This window comes from Vreelandella rituensis (genome assembly GCF_003336665.1).
GTDB classification, from domain to species: Bacteria; Pseudomonadota; Gammaproteobacteria; order Pseudomonadales; family Halomonadaceae; genus Vreelandella; species Vreelandella rituensis.
Map to the genome: position 1 here is coordinate 11,714 of NZ_QPIJ01000028.1, position 17,829 is coordinate 29,542.

General features: G+C 54.1%; 21 protein-coding genes and 2 pseudogenes. 15 read left to right on the forward strand and 8 right to left on the reverse strand.

Features of this window, described 5'->3' with window-relative positions:
- Positions 1–129: 129 nt before the first annotated feature.
- Positions 130–1,476, forward strand: coding sequence for a type II toxin-antitoxin system HipA family toxin (locus DU506_RS12085; protein WP_235825572.1), 1,347 nt, complete (start codon positions 130–132; stop codon positions 1,474–1,476).
- Positions 1,473–1,778, forward strand: a complete 306-nt coding sequence (locus tag DU506_RS12090; RefSeq protein ID WP_114487175.1) for a helix-turn-helix domain-containing protein — start codon at positions 1,473–1,475, stop codon at positions 1,776–1,778. The genes DU506_RS12085 and DU506_RS12090 overlap by 4 nt, the downstream gene beginning before the upstream one ends.
- A gap of 127 nt (positions 1,779–1,905) precedes the next feature.
- On the opposite strand, the gene DU506_RS12095 is transcribed toward DU506_RS12090, so the two are convergent.
- Both DU506_RS12095 and DU506_RS12105 read right to left on the reverse strand, forming a co-directional pair.
- On the reverse strand, positions 1,906–2,139 hold the full coding sequence (locus DU506_RS12095) for an addiction module antidote protein (protein WP_114487208.1): 234 nt from the start codon (positions 2,137–2,139) through the stop codon (positions 1,906–1,908).
- Positions 2,140–2,855: 716 nt separating this feature from the next.
- Positions 2,856–3,893, reverse strand: a complete 1,038-nt coding sequence (locus DU506_RS12105) for an IS110 family RNA-guided transposase (RefSeq protein WP_114487176.1) — start codon at positions 3,891–3,893, stop codon at positions 2,856–2,858.
- A gap of 517 nt (positions 3,894–4,410) precedes the next feature.
- Between DU506_RS12105 and DU506_RS12110 the strand changes: the two genes are divergently transcribed.
- The 4 genes from DU506_RS12110 (at position 4,411) to DU506_RS12130 (ending at position 6,903) form a co-directional block, all read left to right on the forward strand.
- The gene (locus DU506_RS12110; RefSeq protein ID WP_114487177.1) at positions 4,411–5,292 is read left to right on the forward strand and encodes an Rpn family recombination-promoting nuclease/putative transposase; all 882 of its coding nucleotides are present in this window, start codon (positions 4,411–4,413) and stop codon (positions 5,290–5,292) included.
- Positions 5,273–5,590 carry a hypothetical protein gene (locus DU506_RS12115; protein WP_114487178.1) on the forward strand — a complete coding sequence of 106 codons (318 nt, stop codon included), beginning with the start codon at positions 5,273–5,275 and terminating at the stop codon, positions 5,588–5,590. Before DU506_RS12110 ends, DU506_RS12115 begins: the two co-directional genes overlap by 20 nt.
- A gap of 579 nt (positions 5,591–6,169) precedes the next feature.
- Complete coding sequence (locus DU506_RS21655) at positions 6,170–6,655, forward strand: RpnC/YadD family protein (RefSeq protein ID WP_181870756.1); 486 nt, start codon at positions 6,170–6,172, stop codon at positions 6,653–6,655.
- A 35-nt stretch (positions 6,656–6,690) separates the two neighbouring features.
- Entirely contained in the window at positions 6,691–6,903 is a 213-nt protein-coding gene (locus tag DU506_RS12130; protein WP_220254361.1) for a hypothetical protein, read from the forward strand.
- A gap of 612 nt (positions 6,904–7,515) precedes the next feature.
- Here DU506_RS12130 and DU506_RS12140 read toward each other — a convergent pair.
- Positions 7,516–7,803: a hypothetical protein gene (locus tag DU506_RS12140; protein ID WP_114487179.1), complete on the reverse strand. Its 288-nt coding sequence runs from the start codon at positions 7,801–7,803 to the stop codon at positions 7,516–7,518.
- Between the two features lie 235 nt (positions 7,804–8,038).
- Between DU506_RS12140 and DU506_RS12145 the strand changes: the two genes are divergently transcribed.
- Entirely contained in the window at positions 8,039–8,467 is a 429-nt protein-coding gene (locus DU506_RS12145; protein ID WP_114487180.1) for a hypothetical protein, read from the forward strand.
- 304 nt (positions 8,468–8,771) lie between these two features.
- Here DU506_RS12145 and DU506_RS12150 read toward each other — a convergent pair whose 3' ends face one another.
- The gene (locus DU506_RS12150; RefSeq protein WP_114487181.1) at positions 8,772–10,028 is read right to left on the reverse strand and encodes a dicarboxylate/amino acid:cation symporter; all 1,257 of its coding nucleotides are present in this window, start codon (positions 10,026–10,028) and stop codon (positions 8,772–8,774) included.
- Between the two features lie 229 nt (positions 10,029–10,257).
- On the opposite strand from DU506_RS12150, the pseudogene DU506_RS12155 reads away from it, so the two are divergent.
- Positions 10,258–10,659, forward strand: a pseudogene (locus DU506_RS12155) (RNA-guided endonuclease InsQ/TnpB family protein); the annotation flags it as partial.
- A 302-nt stretch (positions 10,660–10,961) separates the two neighbouring features.
- Here DU506_RS12155 and DU506_RS12160 read toward each other — a convergent pair.
- Positions 10,962–12,005: an IS110 family RNA-guided transposase gene (locus DU506_RS12160; protein WP_114487182.1), complete on the reverse strand. Its 1,044-nt coding sequence runs from the start codon at positions 12,003–12,005 to the stop codon at positions 10,962–10,964.
- A 92-nt stretch (positions 12,006–12,097) separates the two neighbouring features.
- Here DU506_RS12160 and DU506_RS22180 point away from each other — a divergent pair.
- Positions 12,098–12,337: pseudogene (locus DU506_RS22180) on the forward strand (RNA-guided endonuclease TnpB family protein); the annotation flags it as partial.
- On the opposite strand, the gene DU506_RS12170 reads toward DU506_RS22180, so the two are convergent.
- Positions 12,313–12,567: a transposase gene (locus DU506_RS12170; RefSeq protein ID WP_114487183.1), complete on the reverse strand. Its 255-nt coding sequence runs from the start codon at positions 12,565–12,567 to the stop codon at positions 12,313–12,315. The pseudogene DU506_RS22180 and the gene DU506_RS12170 overlap by 25 nt on opposite strands.
- 487 nt (positions 12,568–13,054) lie before the next feature.
- Here DU506_RS12170 and DU506_RS12180 point away from each other — a divergent pair, with 487 nt between their 5' ends.
- The 6 genes from DU506_RS12180 (at position 13,055) to DU506_RS12200 (ending at position 15,038) form a co-directional block, all read left to right on the forward strand.
- Positions 13,055–13,363, forward strand: coding sequence for a type II toxin-antitoxin system HigB family toxin (locus DU506_RS12180; RefSeq protein WP_114487184.1), 309 nt, complete (start codon positions 13,055–13,057; stop codon positions 13,361–13,363).
- Positions 13,353–13,715, forward strand: a complete 363-nt coding sequence (locus DU506_RS12185; protein WP_114487185.1) for a helix-turn-helix domain-containing protein — start codon at positions 13,353–13,355, stop codon at positions 13,713–13,715. Before DU506_RS12180 ends, DU506_RS12185 begins: the two co-directional genes overlap by 11 nt.
- 208 nt (positions 13,716–13,923) lie before the next feature.
- A complete protein-coding gene (locus tag DU506_RS22185) occupies positions 13,924–14,067 on the forward strand; it encodes a hypothetical protein (protein ID WP_235825574.1) in 144 nt (47 codons plus the stop codon).
- Positions 14,064–14,360 carry a hypothetical protein gene (locus DU506_RS22190; RefSeq protein ID WP_235825577.1) on the forward strand — a complete coding sequence of 99 codons (297 nt, stop codon included), beginning with the start codon at positions 14,064–14,066 and terminating at the stop codon, positions 14,358–14,360. Before DU506_RS22185 ends, DU506_RS22190 begins: the two co-directional genes overlap by 4 nt.
- 115 nt (positions 14,361–14,475) lie before the next feature.
- Positions 14,476–14,715 (forward strand): diguanylate cyclase domain-containing protein, encoded by a 240-nt coding sequence (locus DU506_RS12195; RefSeq protein WP_268877323.1) that lies wholly within the window; start codon positions 14,476–14,478, stop codon positions 14,713–14,715.
- Positions 14,634–15,038 carry a type II toxin-antitoxin system HicB family antitoxin gene (locus DU506_RS12200; protein WP_114487187.1) on the forward strand — a complete coding sequence of 135 codons (405 nt, stop codon included), beginning with the start codon at positions 14,634–14,636 and terminating at the stop codon, positions 15,036–15,038. The genes DU506_RS12195 and DU506_RS12200 overlap by 82 nt, the downstream gene beginning before the upstream one ends.
- 138 nt (positions 15,039–15,176) lie before the next feature.
- On the opposite strand, the gene DU506_RS12205 is transcribed toward DU506_RS12200, so the two are convergent.
- Together DU506_RS12205 and DU506_RS12210 are read right to left on the reverse strand one after the other, a co-directional pair.
- Entirely contained in the window at positions 15,177–16,265 is a 1,089-nt protein-coding gene (locus DU506_RS12205; protein ID WP_181870757.1) for a tyrosine-type recombinase/integrase, read from the reverse strand.
- Positions 16,266–17,043: 778 nt separating this feature from the next.
- Positions 17,044–17,763, reverse strand: a complete 720-nt coding sequence (locus DU506_RS12210; protein ID WP_114487189.1) for a hypothetical protein — start codon at positions 17,761–17,763, stop codon at positions 17,044–17,046.
- Positions 17,764–17,829 lie beyond the last annotated feature (66 nt).

The window sequence follows — 17,829 nt, forward strand, 5'->3', positions numbered from 1 at the left end:
GGACCGACTCTGCCATAATTGAGCAGATAGTTGCTCAATTATTTTTCCTAAAGCATATTATGTGCGTTAAACTGCTCATGTTATATTTTATCAGGATTATTTGAGCACTTTGCTGCGCATAGGTGACCCTTGAAATTGACGGTACAGATTCACATTGACCAGGCCTGGCACGATGCTGCCGAATTGTCGTTGCTTGACCAAGATAAGGGAGTGAAAGGAACGTCTAGGCTTCGCTATGCGACCGACTATGCCGTCGAATGGCTCTTTCGAGACGACCTGCACGCCTGCAGCATGCAGCTACCTGTAGAATTGATGCTGACCCACGAATCTTCGCCCTGGTTCGGTTTCTTGGAAGATATTATGCCGTCCGGTGCTAGTCGCCGCTTCTGGGTAGATTATCTTGGGCTTCACGATTTGCCAGCAGGGCGTCAGGACGTCGAGCTGCTGACTCATGGCACCATCGCGCCGGTGGGCAACCTGCGTATCAAAGAAGCAGTGCCAGATGTTTCAGCTAAGCAAACCTTGGAGGAGCGGCGCTTTCCGATGCAAAGCGTCGTAGAGCGTCAGGTGGATTTTCTGGAGTATGCCCAGCAGATGGGGGCGGCCAGTGGTGGTGCGACCGGTGCTGGCGGTGAGGCGCCCAAGCTGCTGCTCAGGTTCACCGAGGATGAGCAAGTCTGGATCGATACTTGGCAAGACGACAGACATCGATCTGATCTGCCAATGCTGGTGAAATTTCCGCGTGGTAGCCGCTCTGATGACGATTGCGACATCTTGCGTGCCGAGTACCATTACTACCAGGAGTTGGCTTCGCTCGGTGTCGAGACCATTGACACAGACCAAATGCGTCTTGTTGAAGGAGAGCGCTATCCCTCCCTGTGGCTACCACGCTTCGATATGCAGTACCTCGACGGTGCCTGGGTTCGCTATGGCCTGGAATCCGTCTACACCTTAATGGGGGCAGCGCCGGGCAGCTTTCTTCGCCACGGTGAGACACTTCGCCGATTGGTAAGCTTGCTGCACGACCAGTATCGAGTGCGAGAAGGAGGGGAGGCGTTCGATAGTGAATCGTTTGTCCTGGAGTGGGTCAAGCGTGACCTACTCAACATTGCCTTCGGAAACTCCGACAACCACGGCCGGAATACGGCCCTGCTCAAGCGCCCCGAAGGCATCGGGCTTGCCCCAGTATATGACTTCGCACCTATGAAGGCAGATCCCGAAGGGGTCACAAGGACCACCCAGTGGGGACTACCCCTAGAAACTGGGGGAGAGTATGACTGGCCAGCCATTGCCGAGTCGTTGGCAGATGTCATCGCACCGGAACGAGTGATGAACGAGCTTCGGATGCTTGCAGCCGGGCTTGAAGGGGTGGATGAGCGTCTGGCTGAACGTGGTGTTCCTTCCCGGATTCTGGACATGCCCGCAGTAGGCTTGCGCACTATAAGTACTCGACTCAAGCGCTGGGAGTTGTTATGAAGCGACGCTATCCCGATGATCGCGAAGCGGCGCTGGTGTCTTTGTTGAAACACTTCTATGCGGGTGAGCTAACTGATGGGCAGCTGTTACGTGCGCTGAGGCGTGATGTGTTGGGCCTGAACCAGACCCGCTACGCCTCTCTGGTCGGCATTAGCCGGCGCACTCTGTCGGACCTTGAAGGCGATAAGAGCAACGTCACGCTAGAGGTTAAGAACCGTGTATACCGGCCGCTAGGCCTGGAAGTGAGCCTGCTGCCGCGTAAGCGTGCTCTGCTGGAGCGGGCGCTGACAATCACCGAGTGAACCGGAGTCAGCTTGGATTATTCTGCTTTGACATCCTCTCTTCGCGCTGGTGCGACTCAGGAAGAGGATTCCCTTTCGGGTAACCACTGGTCGCCCGGTGGGCTGAGCATCATTGAGCGCCAGCGGCTTAGCTGTTGCCCTTGGGCTGTGAGAGCGGCTCAATCCCCAAGGCGTTGGCCACCTTGCTGATAGTGGAGAAGGCCGGGTTGCCCTCGCCGGACAGGGCCTTGTAAAGCCCCTCACGGCTCATCCCGACTTCCTTGGCGAGCTGGCTCATGTTGCGAGCGCGGGCAATGTCCTCTTCGGTCTGCAGGTAGTCCGCAGCGTCGTAGTGGCTGAAAGTGACGGCTTGCTCAGTCATGGCGTTACTCCTTCCACTGCGTGGCAATGGTTTTGGCTTGATCGTCGCGGGCCCTCGGGTGATGTAATAGACGCGGTAGCCGGGACTGTAGGGGATGCGCCGCTCGGAGACGCCTTCCCCGACCAGCTTCACGTCGCCCGGGTTGCCCAGTCTCAGGCACCTGAATCGGACCGTGATCCTGGCGCGAGCACGTGTATCTCGCAGGCCGCGCAAGCCACCCACGCATCATCAGCGCTGCTGATGGATGCGGAGCTTGCCGGAAGCGGTGCAAGTCCTGGTTGACTAGGTCGAGGCGATCCAGAGGACACCCTTTGCCATCCAGTTGTCCTACATCTCTGCCGAGTATGGTTAGCCGGTCATTCTGGGCATTGATGACGGCGGTGTCACGGTCGACCGTGGCCAACGATCAGACGCTTTACCAGGAGAAGGTGCCTCTACGTACGTATATGGAGTCCTCCTCGTTTGCAAGCATGGGGCACGATAGGCGTTAGGTACGACTGCACACGTATATCCGGTCTCTTAAATAATGCCAGAAGCATTGGACCCTGATGGGCTATCCGCACGTCAGCTCCCAATAGGACCCTCGAGCTATTTGCTCTCCGTACGTGTAGGGGTTTGCTAACGTCGGTTCGACCTGTTCGCCATCTTGCAGCATGCTCAGCAATCGTGATGGTGGGGTATCTTGTTGAAAACTCAGTAATACAGTTAGGCGGATGTTACGCCGCCTGTGCTGCCAAGCCAGGATCATAGGCCCTGTCGTGGCGAGTGATGGCCCAGGCGATGCGTGCCGTCTTGTTGGCCAGGGCAATCACCGCCACATTGGCATGCTTGCGCTCGGCCAGTTGCCGGACCCAGTGACTCAGGTTGTCTTCCTTGCCTTCACAGTAGCGCAGCACGGCGCGCGCGCCGTGGGTCAGCAGGGTTCGTAGGTAGCTGTCACCTCGCTTGCTGATACCCAGCAGGCGGTCACGACCTCCCGTGCTGTGCTGCCGCGGTGTCAGTCCCAGCGAGGCGGCAAAATCACGGCCACACTTGAAGGCCTGAGCATCACCCAGAGCGCCGGCCAACGCACTCGCGGTCAGTGTGCCGACGCCCTGCAGGGTCATCAGTCGCTTGGCAACCGGGTCGGTCTGGGCGTGTCGCTCGATGCGCTCGGTCACCGTGGCGATGCGATCATCGAGGTAGCGCAGGTCCTCGGCGAGACCCGACAACAGGACACGGAAATCATCGGTCAGGCCGTTCTCGGCATCTTCCAGCCAGCGAGGTAAGGCCGCGCGCAGCTGGCCAATGCCGGTAGGTGCCACCAGTCCGTACTCGCCGATCAGGCCACGGATCTGATTGGCCTTGGCAGTGCGTTGCTGAACCAGTTCACTGCGGATGCGATGCGTCGCTTGAACATCCTGCTGCGCGACGGTCTTGACGGCGACGAAGCGCATGGTCGGACGCCCCATGGCCTCGCAGATGGCTTCTGCATCGACACGATCGTTCTTGTTACTCTTGACGTAGGGTTTGACGAACTGTGCGGCGATCAGTTTGACGTGATAGCCGCGTGCCTGCAGCTCACGCGCCCAGTGGTGGGCGGAGGCACACGCCTCCATACCGATCTCGCCCCCCGTGGGGACGCGCTTGACGATGGCATCCAACCACTTGTCGCGCTTGTACTTGCCGCGCCACTCGACCTGGTCATGACGATCGATGCCGTGAACATGAAAGACGGATTTGGCAATATCGACACCAACGCGTGAAATGCTCATGGGATGCTCTCCTCAGCCGGTAACCTCACCCTCTCAGTATGGCGCATAGCGCTGAATTAGGTGAGGAGGACTCCATCCCATTGGACATCAAGGGCAATATGGGCACGCAGCACAGCGGTGGGGCTTCCAAGCTGTATGGCCACGAACCGATGCTTGCGCTTGCGTCACCTCAGCGGCCTCCCAAGGCCCGTCTCGGTCGAGTGTCTCGCGCTCCGGATAAGGTCTTAGCGCCAGCCCGTTCAGCCGCGCTGGCAGAGGCCCATCCGGCACCGTCCGAGCGATCGCCTCGGGGTCATCCCAGCAGGCCAGGGGTGTCGGGGTTGAGGGCGCCGTCAAGATAACCGGTTGGCCGGCATCGTCAGGGCAGGGATGGAACTCGGTAACGTAAAACCACCAGGCTATCCTGAGGTGGCCGTCATCGCCATTGAATCAGGGGGTTAGCGTTTTTAGGTGGCATGGGTAAACCGCGCGGTGGTCCCGCTATGGTAAAGTGCCGGTATGGCATGAGGAGTGGCCCATGAGCGAATTACTCGATCCTACCAACGACTATGTGTTCAAGCGGCTGTTTGCCGAAGCGCCGGATCTGCTGGTCGATCTGATCAACGATCTGCGCCCGGATTTGCCTGATATTACGTCCGTTGAAATCATCAACCCCAACATCGAGCCGACGGAGCTCACCGGCAAGTACATCATCCTCGACGTGCTGGCGCGTGATGGCGAAGGCAACTGCTATAATGTCGAGGTTCAGGTACGCCGTTATGGCGCGTGGCACAAGCGGGGGTTGTTCTACCTGACCCGCACGCTGGGAAGTCAGCTGAGCGCCGGAGAAGACTACCAGGAGCTGCGTGCCTCGGTGGGCCTGCACCTGCTGGACTTCGACCTGTTTACGGAAACCGCCGCCGAGCGCGAGCAAGCGATCTGGCGATTCGAGATGCGCGATGAACGCCAGCCGAATATTTCGCTGGGGAACGTTTTGCAGATGAACCTGATCGAACTGAACAAGGCGGATCGCCTGGGCTTGCCAGAGGGCCCACTACGCGCCTGGATCACTTTCTTCAAGCACTGGCAGGAGGAACTCACCATGGCCAATGTTTCCCACGAACCGGTGAAACGTGCAATGAACCGCATCCGCGAGCTCAGCGCCGATGAAGAGACACGTCGTCTGGCGTTCGTGCGTGAACGGGCGTTGAGAGATGAGGTGTCATTGCTGAACGATGCAAAGCGAGAAGGCGAAATGACAGGAGAGCGTCGCGTTCTGCAGCGTCTGCTGAAAAAACGCTTTGGTGAGTTACCTGCGTGGGTAGGTGAAAAGCTGGAGCGGGCTGATACTGGGCAGCTAGAAACCTGGACGGATGAAATACTTACTGTCGATAGCCTTGATGAACTTTTCAAACACTAAGTCTTCCCAAAAGGCGACGAGTCGCATCCGCGAGCTTAGCGCTGACGAAGAGACGCGTCGTCTGGCGTTTGTGCGTGAACGGGCATTGCGGGATGAGGTGTCGTTTTTGAACGATGCGAAGCGGGAAGGTGAGCAGCTAGGTATCGAGAAGGGTAAGAAGCTAGGTATTGAAAAAAATAAGCGCGAGACTGCTCACAACCTGCTGAAGCTAGGGGTACTCAATGATGAGCAGATTGCCGAAGTCACAGGGTTAGCGGTTGACGAGATTGCCAAGCTTCGCATCGAAGATAAGCACTGATCCCGCCTTTTAACAGTGCTGGATCACCTTCTTCAAACACTGGTAGGAGGAACTCACCATGACCAATGTTTCCCATGAACCGTGTATGGACTCCTCCTCTATTGCAAGCACTTTGTTCGACTGCATAAAGGTACGACTGCCTACGTGTATTCGGTCTCATTAATGATGCTATTTTTTAGCATCGGACCCTAATGGGCTATCCGCGCACTGGTTCCCAATCGGTTAAACGAGCTCGTGGCTCCATGTTCGTAAGGGGTTTCCCAGCGCCGGTTCGACCTGATTGCCATCTTTCAAAGTGCCACGCAATCGTGGTGTGGAATGGTCTCCAAAAAACGTTCAATTTTGACTATGTCGACGGCATGTTCTACCGCCCTCAACTAACTCACTTAAACGCCGACACTCGCCGCAGCAAGATTGTCGTCATAAGCTGTTTTATTACACACCAGTGCCCAGGCGATCCGAGCCGTTTTATTGGCTAGGGCTACCGTTGCGACATTGATATGTTTTCGAGACGTCAGACCTTTAAGCCAATGACTCAGACTGTCATCCCTGCGAGATTGGGAGGCACGCTGGAAAGAATTGGAAGCCAGCGACAACGTCTTTGCTCTGGTGGTGATGGCTCAGATTCAGGCCAAGCGAGTAAAGGACGGTGCCACGCGCAAGGATGTCAAGATTGCCCTGATACGGCTGCTGTATGAACGGGGCTACAGCCGCGAGCAGATCGTAAGACTGTTTAACATTATCGATTGGATGCTCCAGTTGCCCAAGGCCCTGGAACCCGAGTTTGTACAGGCGGTTAACGCCATACAGGAGGAAAAGCACATGCCATACGTCAACACGATTGAGCGCGTAGAGCGAGAAAAAGCAGTTCAGGAAGGCCGTCAGGAAACCCTTGAGGAAGCCGAGCAGCGCGTAAGGGAAGCCGAGCAGCGTGCGTTAGAAGGCAAGCGCAACGCGGCCCGCAAGCTGATTGCACTGACCGAAATGAACGATCAACTGATTGCTGAGATCGAAGAACTGCCGGTTGAAGAAGTCGAAAAGCTACGCGCCGAGACCCAGCACTGAGTCCACCTTTCAACAGTTTGGTGGAGGATAAAGATATGTTGGCAGAGAATTTGGGAAACTGGGCACAGCAAGAGCGCCAAGAAGGGCGTCGGGAAGAGCGGCAGAAAGCTGAGCGGCGTGCGTTGGAAGAAAAGCGCCAAACTGTCCGTCATCTGGCTTTCGGTGTGTTCAGTGATGAGCAAATTGCCGAAGCGACAGGATTAGCGGTTGACGAGATTGCCAAGCTTCGCATCGAAGATAAGCACTGATCCCACCTTTTAGCAGTGCTGGATCACCTTCTTTAAGCACTGGCAGGAGGAGCTCACCATGACCAATGTTTCCCATGAACTGGTTAAACGTGCGATGAATCGCATCCGTGAACTTAGCGCCGATGAAGAGACGCGTCGCTTGGCGTTTGGGCGGTGAGAGATGAGGTGTCGTTTTTGAACGATGCGGAGCGGGAAGGTGAATAGTTGGGGGGGTTGGCATTCAAGCTCACGGTGACTGACTTCCTTGCGCCTGGCGGCGCTGGCGATAACCTTACGACGTGATGGCGCGGGCATTCGCTTTTGAGCGGTGGGTTGCTCGGTAGTGGGCGACGCGACAAGGCGCCAAAGGCCGCTCCATTCGGGGCGGCCTTTCCGTGTGGCTCTGTGGCGATGGGTCATCTCGCCAGGCTTTGAGTCACCTCCACCGGGAGCAAGGGAAGCCTCGCCGGGACCACCATCGAGGCGCTGAGTATCAAGCCCACCCCGCTGGTGGCACTCAGCAACGTTTCCTGGGAAAGGTGGGTATGGTGCGCACATGGCGCGCCTCACCGGCCTTGGACAGCGGTATCCAACAGCGCCGCTGGTCCCAGTGAATATCCTCCCAGCGCGCCTTCAATACTTCCCTGCGCCGGTCAACAGCAACACCATGGACGCCAGCAGGGTGTTGGGCGAAGTCTCGATGGCCAGAAACAACCGCTTGGCTTCCACCGGCGTCAGGAAACGCTCGCGCTTGTTGTTCTCCTGGAACTGGCGAATTTCCTTGGTGGGGTTCTCCTGGAGTCCCGGAAGCTCCCACTCCAGCACCAGGTTGTAGACGTAGAGTAACAGGTGCATCACCCAGTTGGAGTTCGCCGGCTTGTGGACCTGACGATGGGCATGGAACAGCGCGATCAGCTCCACCTTGATGATGCGGTCCAGCGGCTATGCCCCACCTCGGGTATCACATGGCAGCGCAGCAGAATTTTGTCGGTGATCCAGGAGTGCGACATCCTGTTTGCTTCCAGCTTGGACAAAATGTATAAAAAATGATCAGGCTGTTAACTGTGACGATGAATAACAAAAAAATAAGGAGTTAAGGTGATATATCTTATCGAATTCACAGTTTTATCCACAGAAACAGTGGAAAACTATTTCTATGGACAAAGCCGCTATCAGACCCCCCCTATCTCCATGTTGGCGCTTTCCAGTCTGCCAGTTGCTGTATTCGGTGCTTGACGGAAAACTTCAAGAACTGGAAGAAAAAGCCAAGGAGGCCTTACTTCTGCGATTTACTCCCCATGAAATCCGACAGGCTGCTAGAAAAATGTTTCGCATGCGAAACATTAGTTTCAATGTGACTGCTCCCCATCCTGTCAATAGCGTAGCGAAAAGCAGCTGTCCCCCCAGCTCATCGCCAGCACTCCTGACGGTATTTGATCGTGCTTTCTATTCACTGGGCTTACAGCATGCCTGGCAAGGCATGGAGGAACCAGGGCTATCGCAGTTGGCAGATGGGCGCTCGAGTCTATTGTTCAAGCTATTTATCAGGCATGAAGCCAAGACCTTAGAAAGCGATTATTTCTAACTGCGATAGCCCTGGCCTAGTCAACTAGGACTTGCACATCTTCCTGCAAGCCCCGCATCATCAGCGCTGCTGATAGATGCGTGGGTGATTGCCCCGTTGGCTTGATGAACACCTATCCGCATAGCCCACGACCTGGCCATCATGCCGAGCATATTGGACATAATGGGGTATTATGGACAGTTCCATTTTAGCCTGACTTGGCGACGACTTGGCACGAGAACGGCTTGCCGGACGATGATATCGCTAAGAAAATCAGTATCAAGAAAAGCAGCACCGGCCTTGCACCGGTGCTGCTGACGTGGGTTCAGCTCTTGTGGCGGGCGTTATAAATCGTTTCGTCGAGCTCGCCTTCGCTCTTGCCGACCAAGGTCGTGACCATGAGGTCACCCGCCACGTTCACACTGGTACGCGCCATATCCAGGATACGGTCGATGCCAGCAATCACTGCAATAGCTTCCAGCGGTAAACCAATCTGGGCCATCACGATGGACAACATGATCAGACCGGCACCGGGAACACCAGCTGTCCCGATAGATGCCAAGGTACCGGTGAGAATGATCATCCCGTAATCCATCAGGCTGAGATCGACGCCCAGCAACTGGGCGATAAATACCGCCACTACGCCTTGATAGATGGCGGTGCCATCCATGTTGATGGTGGCGCCCACCGGCAATACGAAACCAGCTACACCTTCCGATACACCAAGATTCTTCTGGGCACAGCGCAGAGAGACAGGCAGGGTGCCCGAGGATGAAGCCGACGAATAGGCGACGACCAAAGCATCGAGAATCCCTTGCAAGTAGCGCACGGGATTGAGCCGACCAACCAATGCCAGCAAACCGGTATAAACCACCAATACGTGCAGCACACTGGCCAGATAAGCCACGCCGATGACCTTGGCCAACGGCAACAATACTTCGAGCCCATAACTGCCGGAGACATGCGCAATCAGGCCGAACACGCCGAACGGCGCGAGCGCCATGACGAAGCTGGTCAGCTTGTACATAGCCTCGGCGAAGCTTTCAAAAACACGAATGACCGGCTCGCCTTTCTCCCCAATCAATGTCAAGGAGATACCTAATCCAATGGCGAAAACGATGATCTGGAGGATGTTTCCTTTAGCGAGAGCATCGATTGGGTTCTGCGGCACCAGACCCACCAGAATTTCAATCAGACTCGGCGCTTCACTGGCTTGCACACCGGATTCAAAACTCATCTCCAGGCCTACGCCAGGCTGGAAGATCAGCGAGGCGAGCAGACCGATGGAAATCGCAAAAGCGGTGGTGATGAGATAAAGCCCGATGGTGCGTACGCCGATACGGCCCATCTTCTGCGGATCGCGCATTGCCGTGATGCCTACTACCAGAGTAGAGAACACCAAAGGTACGATCAGCATCTTGATGGCGTTTATGAAGATATCGCCGATAGGTTTGAATACACTGGCGTTTTCGCCCATCAAAGCACCCGCCAGGATGCCCAGCACGAGACCAGTGAGAATTTTTTGCCACAGAGGGATTCGTCGCCACAGGTTACCGTTGGCTTTTTCTGGATGGTTCGTCAAGGAGTAACTCCTTCCTGTAATTATGTTTTTACTTGGGGGGTATTGATGAAGGGGCGCGATTATACTGAAAAAATCTATGATTTTTAGTGGTCGGAGGATGTAAATATGCCGTTATCTAGAAGCGCGTAATACTTCTTCCTGAGTCTCGTGGCGCGAAGGGAGGAGATACAAGCGCGGCGTCCGAGAGGACGCCTTGTTTTCTTACGAAAATGATACTAAGCTGTAAGTCATGAAAATTGAACGCGCCTACAAATACCGATTCTACCCGACGCCCGAGCAGGAAATCCTGCTGGCGCGGACGTTTGGGTGCGTGCGGTTTGTCTGGAACGCAGTGCTGCGCTATCGCACCGATGCGTTCTATCAACGCCAGGAAAAGATTGGTTACAACGACGCCAGCGCTTTCCTGACCCAGCTGAAAAAGGCACCGGAAACCGCGTTCCTGGCCGAGGTCAGTTCGGTGCCCTTGCAGCAATGCCTGCGCCATCAACAATCGGCCTTCAAGCACTTCTTTGCCAAGCGCGCACGATACCCGCGATTCAAGTCAAAGAAGCAGCGGCAGTCCGCCACCTTTGCCAGTTCGGCGTTTGCGTATCGCAACGGCCAGATCACGCTGGCCAAGTGCCAGGAACCGTGTATGGACTCCTCCTCTATTGCAAGCACTTTGTTTGATCGTGACTAAGGTACGACTGCCTACGTGTATCCGGTCTCTTTAATGATGCCATTTTTTAGCATCGAACCCTAATGGGCTATCCGCGCACTGGCTCCCAATCGCTTAAACGAGCTCGTGGCTCCATGTTCCTTAGGGGTTTCCCAGCGCCGGTTCGTCCTGTTCGCCATCAATCAAAATGCCATGCAATCGCGGTGTGGAAGGTCTCCAGCAGAATTTTCGATACCGACTATTTAGAAGGCGTGCGCCACCCTCAACTAACTCACTTAAACGCCGACACTCGCCGCAGCAAGATTGTCGTCATAAGCTGTTTCATTACTTACCAGCGCCCAGGCAATTCGGGCAGTTTTATTAGCCAATGCCACCGTCGCAACATTGATATGTTTTCTGGACACCAGACCTTTAAGCCAATGGCTCAGACCGTCATCCCTGCGATCTGCATGGCGTAAAACGGCCCGTGCTCCATGAATAAGTAGTTTACGCAGATAGCTATCACCGCGTTTGCTAATGCCTAAAAGGCGGTCTTTTCCCCCTGTGCTGTGTTGACGGGGTGTCAGTCCAAGAGAGGCGGCAAAATCACGACCTCTCTTGAATGCCTTGCCGTCTCCCAGCGCACCGGATAGAGCACTGGCAGTGAGTGGCCCAACACCTCTTAACGTCATTAAGCGCCGTGCGACGGGATCTTGTTTCACGCTTTCAGTAATTCTCTCGTCGAGTGCTACGATTCGATCATCTAGATACTGGAGATCCTCAGCCAAGCCATTGAGCAAAATGCGAAAGCTATCAGTGAGCCCGTTCTCTGCATCTTCCAACCAGCGAGGTAACGCTCGGCGCAGTTGCAGAATGCCAACGGGCGCGATAATCCCATACTCGCCTACCAGTCCCCGAATTTGGTTGGCTTTAGCGGTTCGTTGGCTTACCAGCTCCTCACGGATGCGGTGTGCCGCCTGAATGTCTTGCTGGACAACGGTCTTGGGGGCAACAAAGCGCATATTGGGACGACTCATCGCTTCACAGATTGCTTCCGCATCCACCCGATCATTCTTATTGCTTTTAACGTAAGGTTTGACAAACTGAGCCGCAATTAGCCGGACCTGATACCCCCGTTTTTGAAGCTCCCGTGCCCAATGATGAGATGAAGCACAGGCTTCCATGCCGATCTCTGCGCCGGCGGGCACTTTTCGGCTTAGTGCATCCAGCCACTTATTCCGAGAGTACTTACCCTGCCATTGGATCTGATCGTGACGGTCGACACCGTGAACGTGAAACACTGACTTGGCAATATCAACACCGACGCGGATAATGTTCATCTGGACTTCTCCTCATCTTCACGATGGTTGATGGTTCACCTTCCATTTTGGCACTTAGATGCCGGTTAGGTGAGGAGGAGTCCATCCCATTGCTTAACATCCGCTGGAGCCGCGTGCTTCCGTCAGCCCCCAGCACCGTTACCGTCTCCCAAGACCGCGCCGGTCGCTATTTCATTAGCTGCCTGTGCAAGGTCGAAACCCTATCGCTCGGCGTGGTGCCGAAGATGGTGGGGATTGATCTTGGCTTGAAAGACCTATTTGTCACCAGTGACGGCAAACGGGTCAACAACCCCCGCCATACGGCGCGTCACGCACGCAAATTGGCGCGGGCATTTTCACGACGCAGCTGTTTTAGCTCCTCATACAGATGCACGTCATTTACCTGCTTACCGGAGCCTGGCGGTGGTTCGCCGTGCAATTTATTGATCCAGGTGTGCAGTGTATTAACGTTCACCCCCAGTTCTCGGGCGGACTGGGCAACTGGCTGATTCGATTCTATCGCCAGTTTGACGGCACCTTCTCTGAATTCGTCGGTATAAGAATTGGTTTTCTTCTGAGTCATGACACACCACTATAAGCAGGAGATATTACCTGCGTCTGTGTGTCCGGGAAACTATAGCCACTTCAATCGTCCTGAAGAGGGTGTTTAGCAAAATCCATGCTCGGCCCAAGACACGGCGGCCATCGCCTCTCCCACTACATGACAAGCGGTAATATGGCGATAAAGCGCTTTACGCTACTTTCCGTACAGCTTTGCCGCTTAAGTTATGTTAATTGCATGGAGTGTCACCACGTAGTCATGGCGTGTCATTTCTTCGCGTGTCACTTGGCCCTTGTCGTCAGTGGAGGCCGTCAGGACGCATAGGTTAACTGGTGAAACTGAATCCCCGTCGCCTTGATGACGGCTGTCACCGTACGCAGCTTGGGGTTGCCACCAGGACTCAAAGCAGTTCCCGGTGCGGGCCACGTAATCTGCGGCAGTCAGCGCATAGTAATCTCTTGACTCCATGGTTAGCTGAGACTAAGCTTCTCCCAAAACGGGAGAAAGTATGCGGGTTATAGCCAAAAGCACGTTGCGCAAGTTCTGGGAGGCGCCTGGCTGCCAAGATGCGCAAGGCCCGCTAGAGAGCTGGTACGACGAGGTAATAGTCGCAACTTGGCGTACCCCGCATGATGTAAAGGCGCAATTCCGAAGCGCTAGTATCTGTGGCAATAACCGCGTCGTATTCAATATCGCCGGAAATAAGTACCGGCTGGTCACGGAAATGCAGTATCGCTGTGGCATTGCTTGGGTGAAATTCATCGGCACTCACGCTCAATACGATGAAATAGATGTGGAGACAGTTAATGAACATTAAGCCCATTCGATCCGATGCCGATCTTCAGGCTGCCTTCAATCGCCTTGAAGCTATCTTTCAGGCCGAGGAAGGCACACCGGAGGCGGATGAGATGGAGATTCTCGTCACTCTTATCGAGGCCTACGAAGAAAAGCATTACCCCATCAGTCCGCCCGATCCTATCGAGGCGATCAAGTTCCGCATGGAGCAACAAGGCCTGACTCAGCGCGACCTCGAGGCATACATCGGTCCTAGCGGTCGGGTTTCAGAAGTCTTGAACCGGAAGCGTAAATTGAGCTTGCGCATGATCAAGCGTCTGCATGATGGACTGAATATTCCATACGATAGCTTGATGAGCCAAGCCGCCGCCTAATCAATCAAGCCTTGGCATTGGGAGCCATCTGGGGCTGTTGTGTAGTCATACGAACTCGCCCTTTCTTGGGCCAATCAGCTTCAAGTTCCGAAGAGGGGACTTATGCCCCCAAGGCTATCGCAGTTGGAAGATGCGTGCTCGAATCTGTTGTTCAGACTATTGCCAAGTATTTGATGTCAGTTATGAAGGCCGAACGTGGTACCGCAAAGTGCAGCGCATTAACGAGAACATGGCGCAACAGACATCACGCCAACTCGTGGATTTCGCCTTGGCCGAAGGCGCTGATGTGATCGTGCTGGAAGACCTCAAAGGCTGGCGACCGAAAGCTGGCAAGAAGCCGGCGGGAAGGTGATTTATGTCTATGCGCGAGGCACGTCATCCTGGGCGTTTGATGGCTCTGGCCGCGTGAAGCGGCACAAGACGCAATACGAACTGGCCACCTTCCAGAGCAGGAAGCAGTACAACGCCGATCTTAGCGCCAGCTACAACATGGGTGCCCGTTACTGGGCATGGAAACGCAAACTGACCCGCCGAAAGGACGGGCAGGAGTCAGGCGGCAAACGTTCCCCTGGCTCACCGAAGATGCCGGTCACGCTCTCCACGTTGTGGCGGAGCGATGAAGCCCCGAATCAATGCGCAGCATGATTCGCGGGAGAATTCACCAATGCAGCACTAGAAAAAATACAGCACATCTGATGCTCCAGCGAACGGGTGCTGATATAGAGGGTGTCAGGGTCCCGCCGAGGGCCCAGCAGATCTGGTGGCCCGCTATGGCGGCGAAGAATTTGTGGCCTTACTGTCGGGCACTGATGCAGAGGGTGCTTCCTGGGTCGCCGAGCGCCTGCGCGAGGCGATACTGACGCTCGTGATTCCTCATGCCCACTCAAGTGCTGCCGATAACCTGCGTGGAGGCACACAATGCAATATCCCATCGCCATTGAATGGGGAGACGATAAAACCGCTACCGGCATCGTTTTTCCTGATATTCCCGGGGCTATGAGCGCGGGTGATACTCCGGAAGAAGCCTACGATAATGTCATCGAGGCCGCACATATTGTGCTGCAAGACATGGTGGCGCGCGGTGAACCTGCTCCCAAGCCGGGAAAGATCAATGAGCATCGCAGCAACCCGGATTTTGAAGGCTGGGGCTGGGGTATGATCGATATTGATCTGACACCCTACCTTGGAAAAGCAGAGAAAGTCACCGTGACGCTACCCGGCATGGTGATTCGTCAGATTGACGAATACGTGGCTTTGCACGGCGTCAAAAGTCGTTCAGCATTTTTGAGCAATGCAGCACTAGAAAAAATACAGCACGTCTGATGCTCCAGCGAACGGGTGCTGATATAGAGGGTGTCAGGGTCACCTTGTAGCGTCTGACAGGGGTGGCCCGACACTTTAGCTACCCGGTATCAGGTGCAACAAACGACGTAAATTGGCTTTCTGAAGCGTGCTGGCATTTTATTGTTTTTCAATCGCACGTTTTTTGAAGCGCCCTGCGTTCAGATCAGCTGACTTCTGGCGATACTCTGCGGATTCGTCAAAGAGATATGTTTCAGTCGTAGCCGCCGAGGCATGGCCAAGGAGGATTTGTATCTCTCGGATAGTCATGCCGTTATTGAACATATCTGTAGCGAAAGTACGTCGCAGATCGTGAGGAGCAATAGCCACCCCTAGGAGGCCACTGGCCCGTCGGCGTATCGACTCAATGCGCTGATTGACGGTAGCGACACTCAGGCCTTTTCCCAGGCTCGGCTCATTGCGCTTGTTCCAAATAGCAGTAAACAGAAATCCCGGGCGGTCACCTCGATAGCGAGCCAGATAATCGATATAACGCTCCCAGATCACATCCGGCATCATCAGTGCCCGTTCTTTATTGCCTTTGCCGGTGACTGAAAATTCATGGGTCTCATGATTGATATTCTTGAGCTGGATGCCCACCAGCTCAGCACGTCGAAGTCCCGAGGTGACAAGAAGGGTCAGCATCAGGCCATCTCGTGCATGGATGGCATCGTCCACCTTGTCACAGACATCCAGCATGGCGCGGATGATGCGGTCTGGCTGCGCCTTACCCCCGGGTAGACGATGGTAACGTGCTGATTTTACAGTCTTGATCCGCTCAAGCACATCCACATCCATCAGCTTCATTTTGTACGCTTCAGTTGCCACGCCGCGCATCAAGGCTCGATAGCTGTTCCGGGTGGCAGCGCTGACTGGTTTTTCTTTGTGATCTCGAAGCTCAGCGAGCAAGTCCTCCATCACATTGACGGAAAGCTGCTCCCAGCGCACATAATCAAACGGGAACAGCTGATCGGGGTGAAGCTGGCGACGATCTTCCTTACCCGTATTGGGATCAAGATAGGTTCGTTTTTCAATTTCTGGAGCACCCAGCATCAGGGCCAGGCGATTGAGGTAGCTGCGCTTGGTAATTTTGCTGCCGGCTGACTCTTGGTTGTTGATATGGCGATAGGCCGGATTTTGTGAGCGTGGCAGGGGTTGCCGAACATCACGGATAACTTGGATGGGTTCTTTATCGTAGTGAACCGGCAAGGCAGGTGTGTCTGGATGATCGGCGGCGGTTGGCAATGAGGGTGGCGCCACGATGGGCAGGTCATCATCCATTAGAGATAGCTCCTTGGGTTGGTAGGCCAAAAGCCAGGCGGTGGCGCCTCGCCCGTCCGATTCATTCTAATATAACTAAAACACACATTTTATCAATATTAGAGCTTTGATGCCAGGTAGTGGTACTTGCCTGATTCTAGGGTCTTGCCTATCTTTCACTGTGCCTGTGGACTGGTTTGCTAGAGAATTGGCTTCGTAGAGAAAGAAAATGAGGTCACTCGCCAGACGAATAAAATCCATTTAATCCTTTAAAATCAATAATATAAATGTATTTTTATCCATTGCATAGTTGGCTGTACGAAAAATCTGACAGCAAACTAGAGCCAAGCCCCTGTAGAATTTGCGTATGAAGGAATTTTTACTCCTCTTTAACTAGGCGTAAAGCTCCCGATGATGGAATGAGTTTTGGAGACTACCCCTCGGTGCTGTCCCACCAAGGCTGTTTCCAACAGTTTATTCGGAGCTGTTTCAGTTAGATAAGCTGAGCAGACTGATAGGTCGGCGCGTACTCTACTATTAAGGATGGCTGCGTTCCTTCCACATGAAATACAGTCTTGTTAAGGCTGTTCCATTATCGGCCAAGAGTGGACTTTTAGTATATTCTGATATAATCAGCCTGGCTGTGCGGCTCCCGCCAATGAAACATCAGAATACATGGCGCGCCATCCGGTATCCCCGGCGTCCGCACAAGCCAGTGGTTAGACGCCTATAGTTTGCGGCCATGGGCCTGGAGCCTCGCCTGAATATCGTTTTTTATGGATTTATAGAGAGGCTCGGTTTCTTCTTTGATCTTTTTCCAGCCTTCGTTTTGCATTTTCCAGTCTTTCGCCTCGTGGCCCACCTCCTTTGAAACAACAGCAGACCACAGCTTATCTGACACTTTTAAGAATTTTTTTTCGAGTTCCGGAGGCAAAAATATTCCATTCTTAGCCACGTAGCACTGTAGGTCGCCGAAGGCTTGCTTGACTTTGTGAAGGCGATGCCAAAAGATAATGCCTTGGTACGTATTCCCCTTATCGTGAGAGTTCCGGACTTCATCCTTTTGGAATTCTGTGAATTCGGTACCCGCGAGAAATTCATCTAACTGTACCGGGTTCATGCGATCCACGTCCGCGTACTGCTGCATTGGTGAAACCAGCCACGCAACGAGGCCATGAGCTTCGTCCAGCTTTCCCCAAGCTTCTGGAAGAACTAAGAACTCTTTTTCTTGTAGCTTTAGTGCGCCACTCAGCATTGCGTCAATTTCCACCCTGAGCTTTTGTAGCTCAAGCGCTTGTTGATGTCTAAGTTGGTCCAAACGCTGTGCAAATTTGTTTTCTATCCATGTTTTCCCAAAGTATTGGAACAATAGGTAGGCCACCACAGCAGAGCCGCCACCATAAGCGAGAACCTGACCCAAAAACTTCAAAAAATCGTCGATAATCATTCAGGCCTCTAACAAGTTTTAGACAATTTTCTCATAGAGCAAATGGTGTCTTTCAATTGCATTCAC

Excerpts from the sequence above, each read along its gene's own strand:
- DU506_RS12090 (WP_114487175.1), top strand. The coding sequence starts at position 1,473 with ATGAAGCGACGCTATCCCGATGATCGCGAAGCGGCGCTGGTGTCTTTG.
- DU506_RS12095 (WP_114487208.1), bottom strand. The coding sequence starts at position 2,139 with ATGACTGAGCAAGCCGTCACTTTCAGCCACTACGACGCTGCGGACTAC.
- DU506_RS12105 (WP_114487176.1), bottom strand. The coding sequence starts at position 3,893 with ATGAGCATTTCACGCGTTGGTGTCGATATTGCCAAATCCGTCTTTCAT.
- DU506_RS12110 (WP_114487177.1), top strand. The coding sequence starts at position 4,411 with ATGAGCGAATTACTCGATCCTACCAACGACTATGTGTTCAAGCGGCTG.
- DU506_RS12115 (WP_114487178.1), top strand. The coding sequence starts at position 5,273 with ATGAACTTTTCAAACACTAAGTCTTCCCAAAAGGCGACGAGTCGCATC.
- DU506_RS12130 (WP_220254361.1), top strand. The coding sequence starts at position 6,691 with ATGTTGGCAGAGAATTTGGGAAACTGGGCACAGCAAGAGCGCCAAGAA.
- DU506_RS12145 (WP_114487180.1), top strand. The coding sequence starts at position 8,039 with ATGGACAAAGCCGCTATCAGACCCCCCCTATCTCCATGTTGGCGCTTT.
- DU506_RS12160 (WP_114487182.1), bottom strand. The coding sequence starts at position 12,005 with ATGAACATTATCCGCGTCGGTGTTGATATTGCCAAGTCAGTGTTTCAC.
- DU506_RS12170 (WP_114487183.1), bottom strand. The coding sequence starts at position 12,567 with ATGACTCAGAAGAAAACCAATTCTTATACCGACGAATTCAGAGAAGGT.
- DU506_RS12180 (WP_114487184.1), top strand. The coding sequence starts at position 13,055 with ATGCGGGTTATAGCCAAAAGCACGTTGCGCAAGTTCTGGGAGGCGCCT.
- DU506_RS12185 (WP_114487185.1), top strand. The coding sequence starts at position 13,353 with ATGAACATTAAGCCCATTCGATCCGATGCCGATCTTCAGGCTGCCTTC.
- DU506_RS12200 (WP_114487187.1), top strand. The coding sequence starts at position 14,634 with ATGCAATATCCCATCGCCATTGAATGGGGAGACGATAAAACCGCTACC.
- DU506_RS12210 (WP_114487189.1), bottom strand. The coding sequence starts at position 17,763 with ATGATTATCGACGATTTTTTGAAGTTTTTGGGTCAGGTTCTCGCTTAT.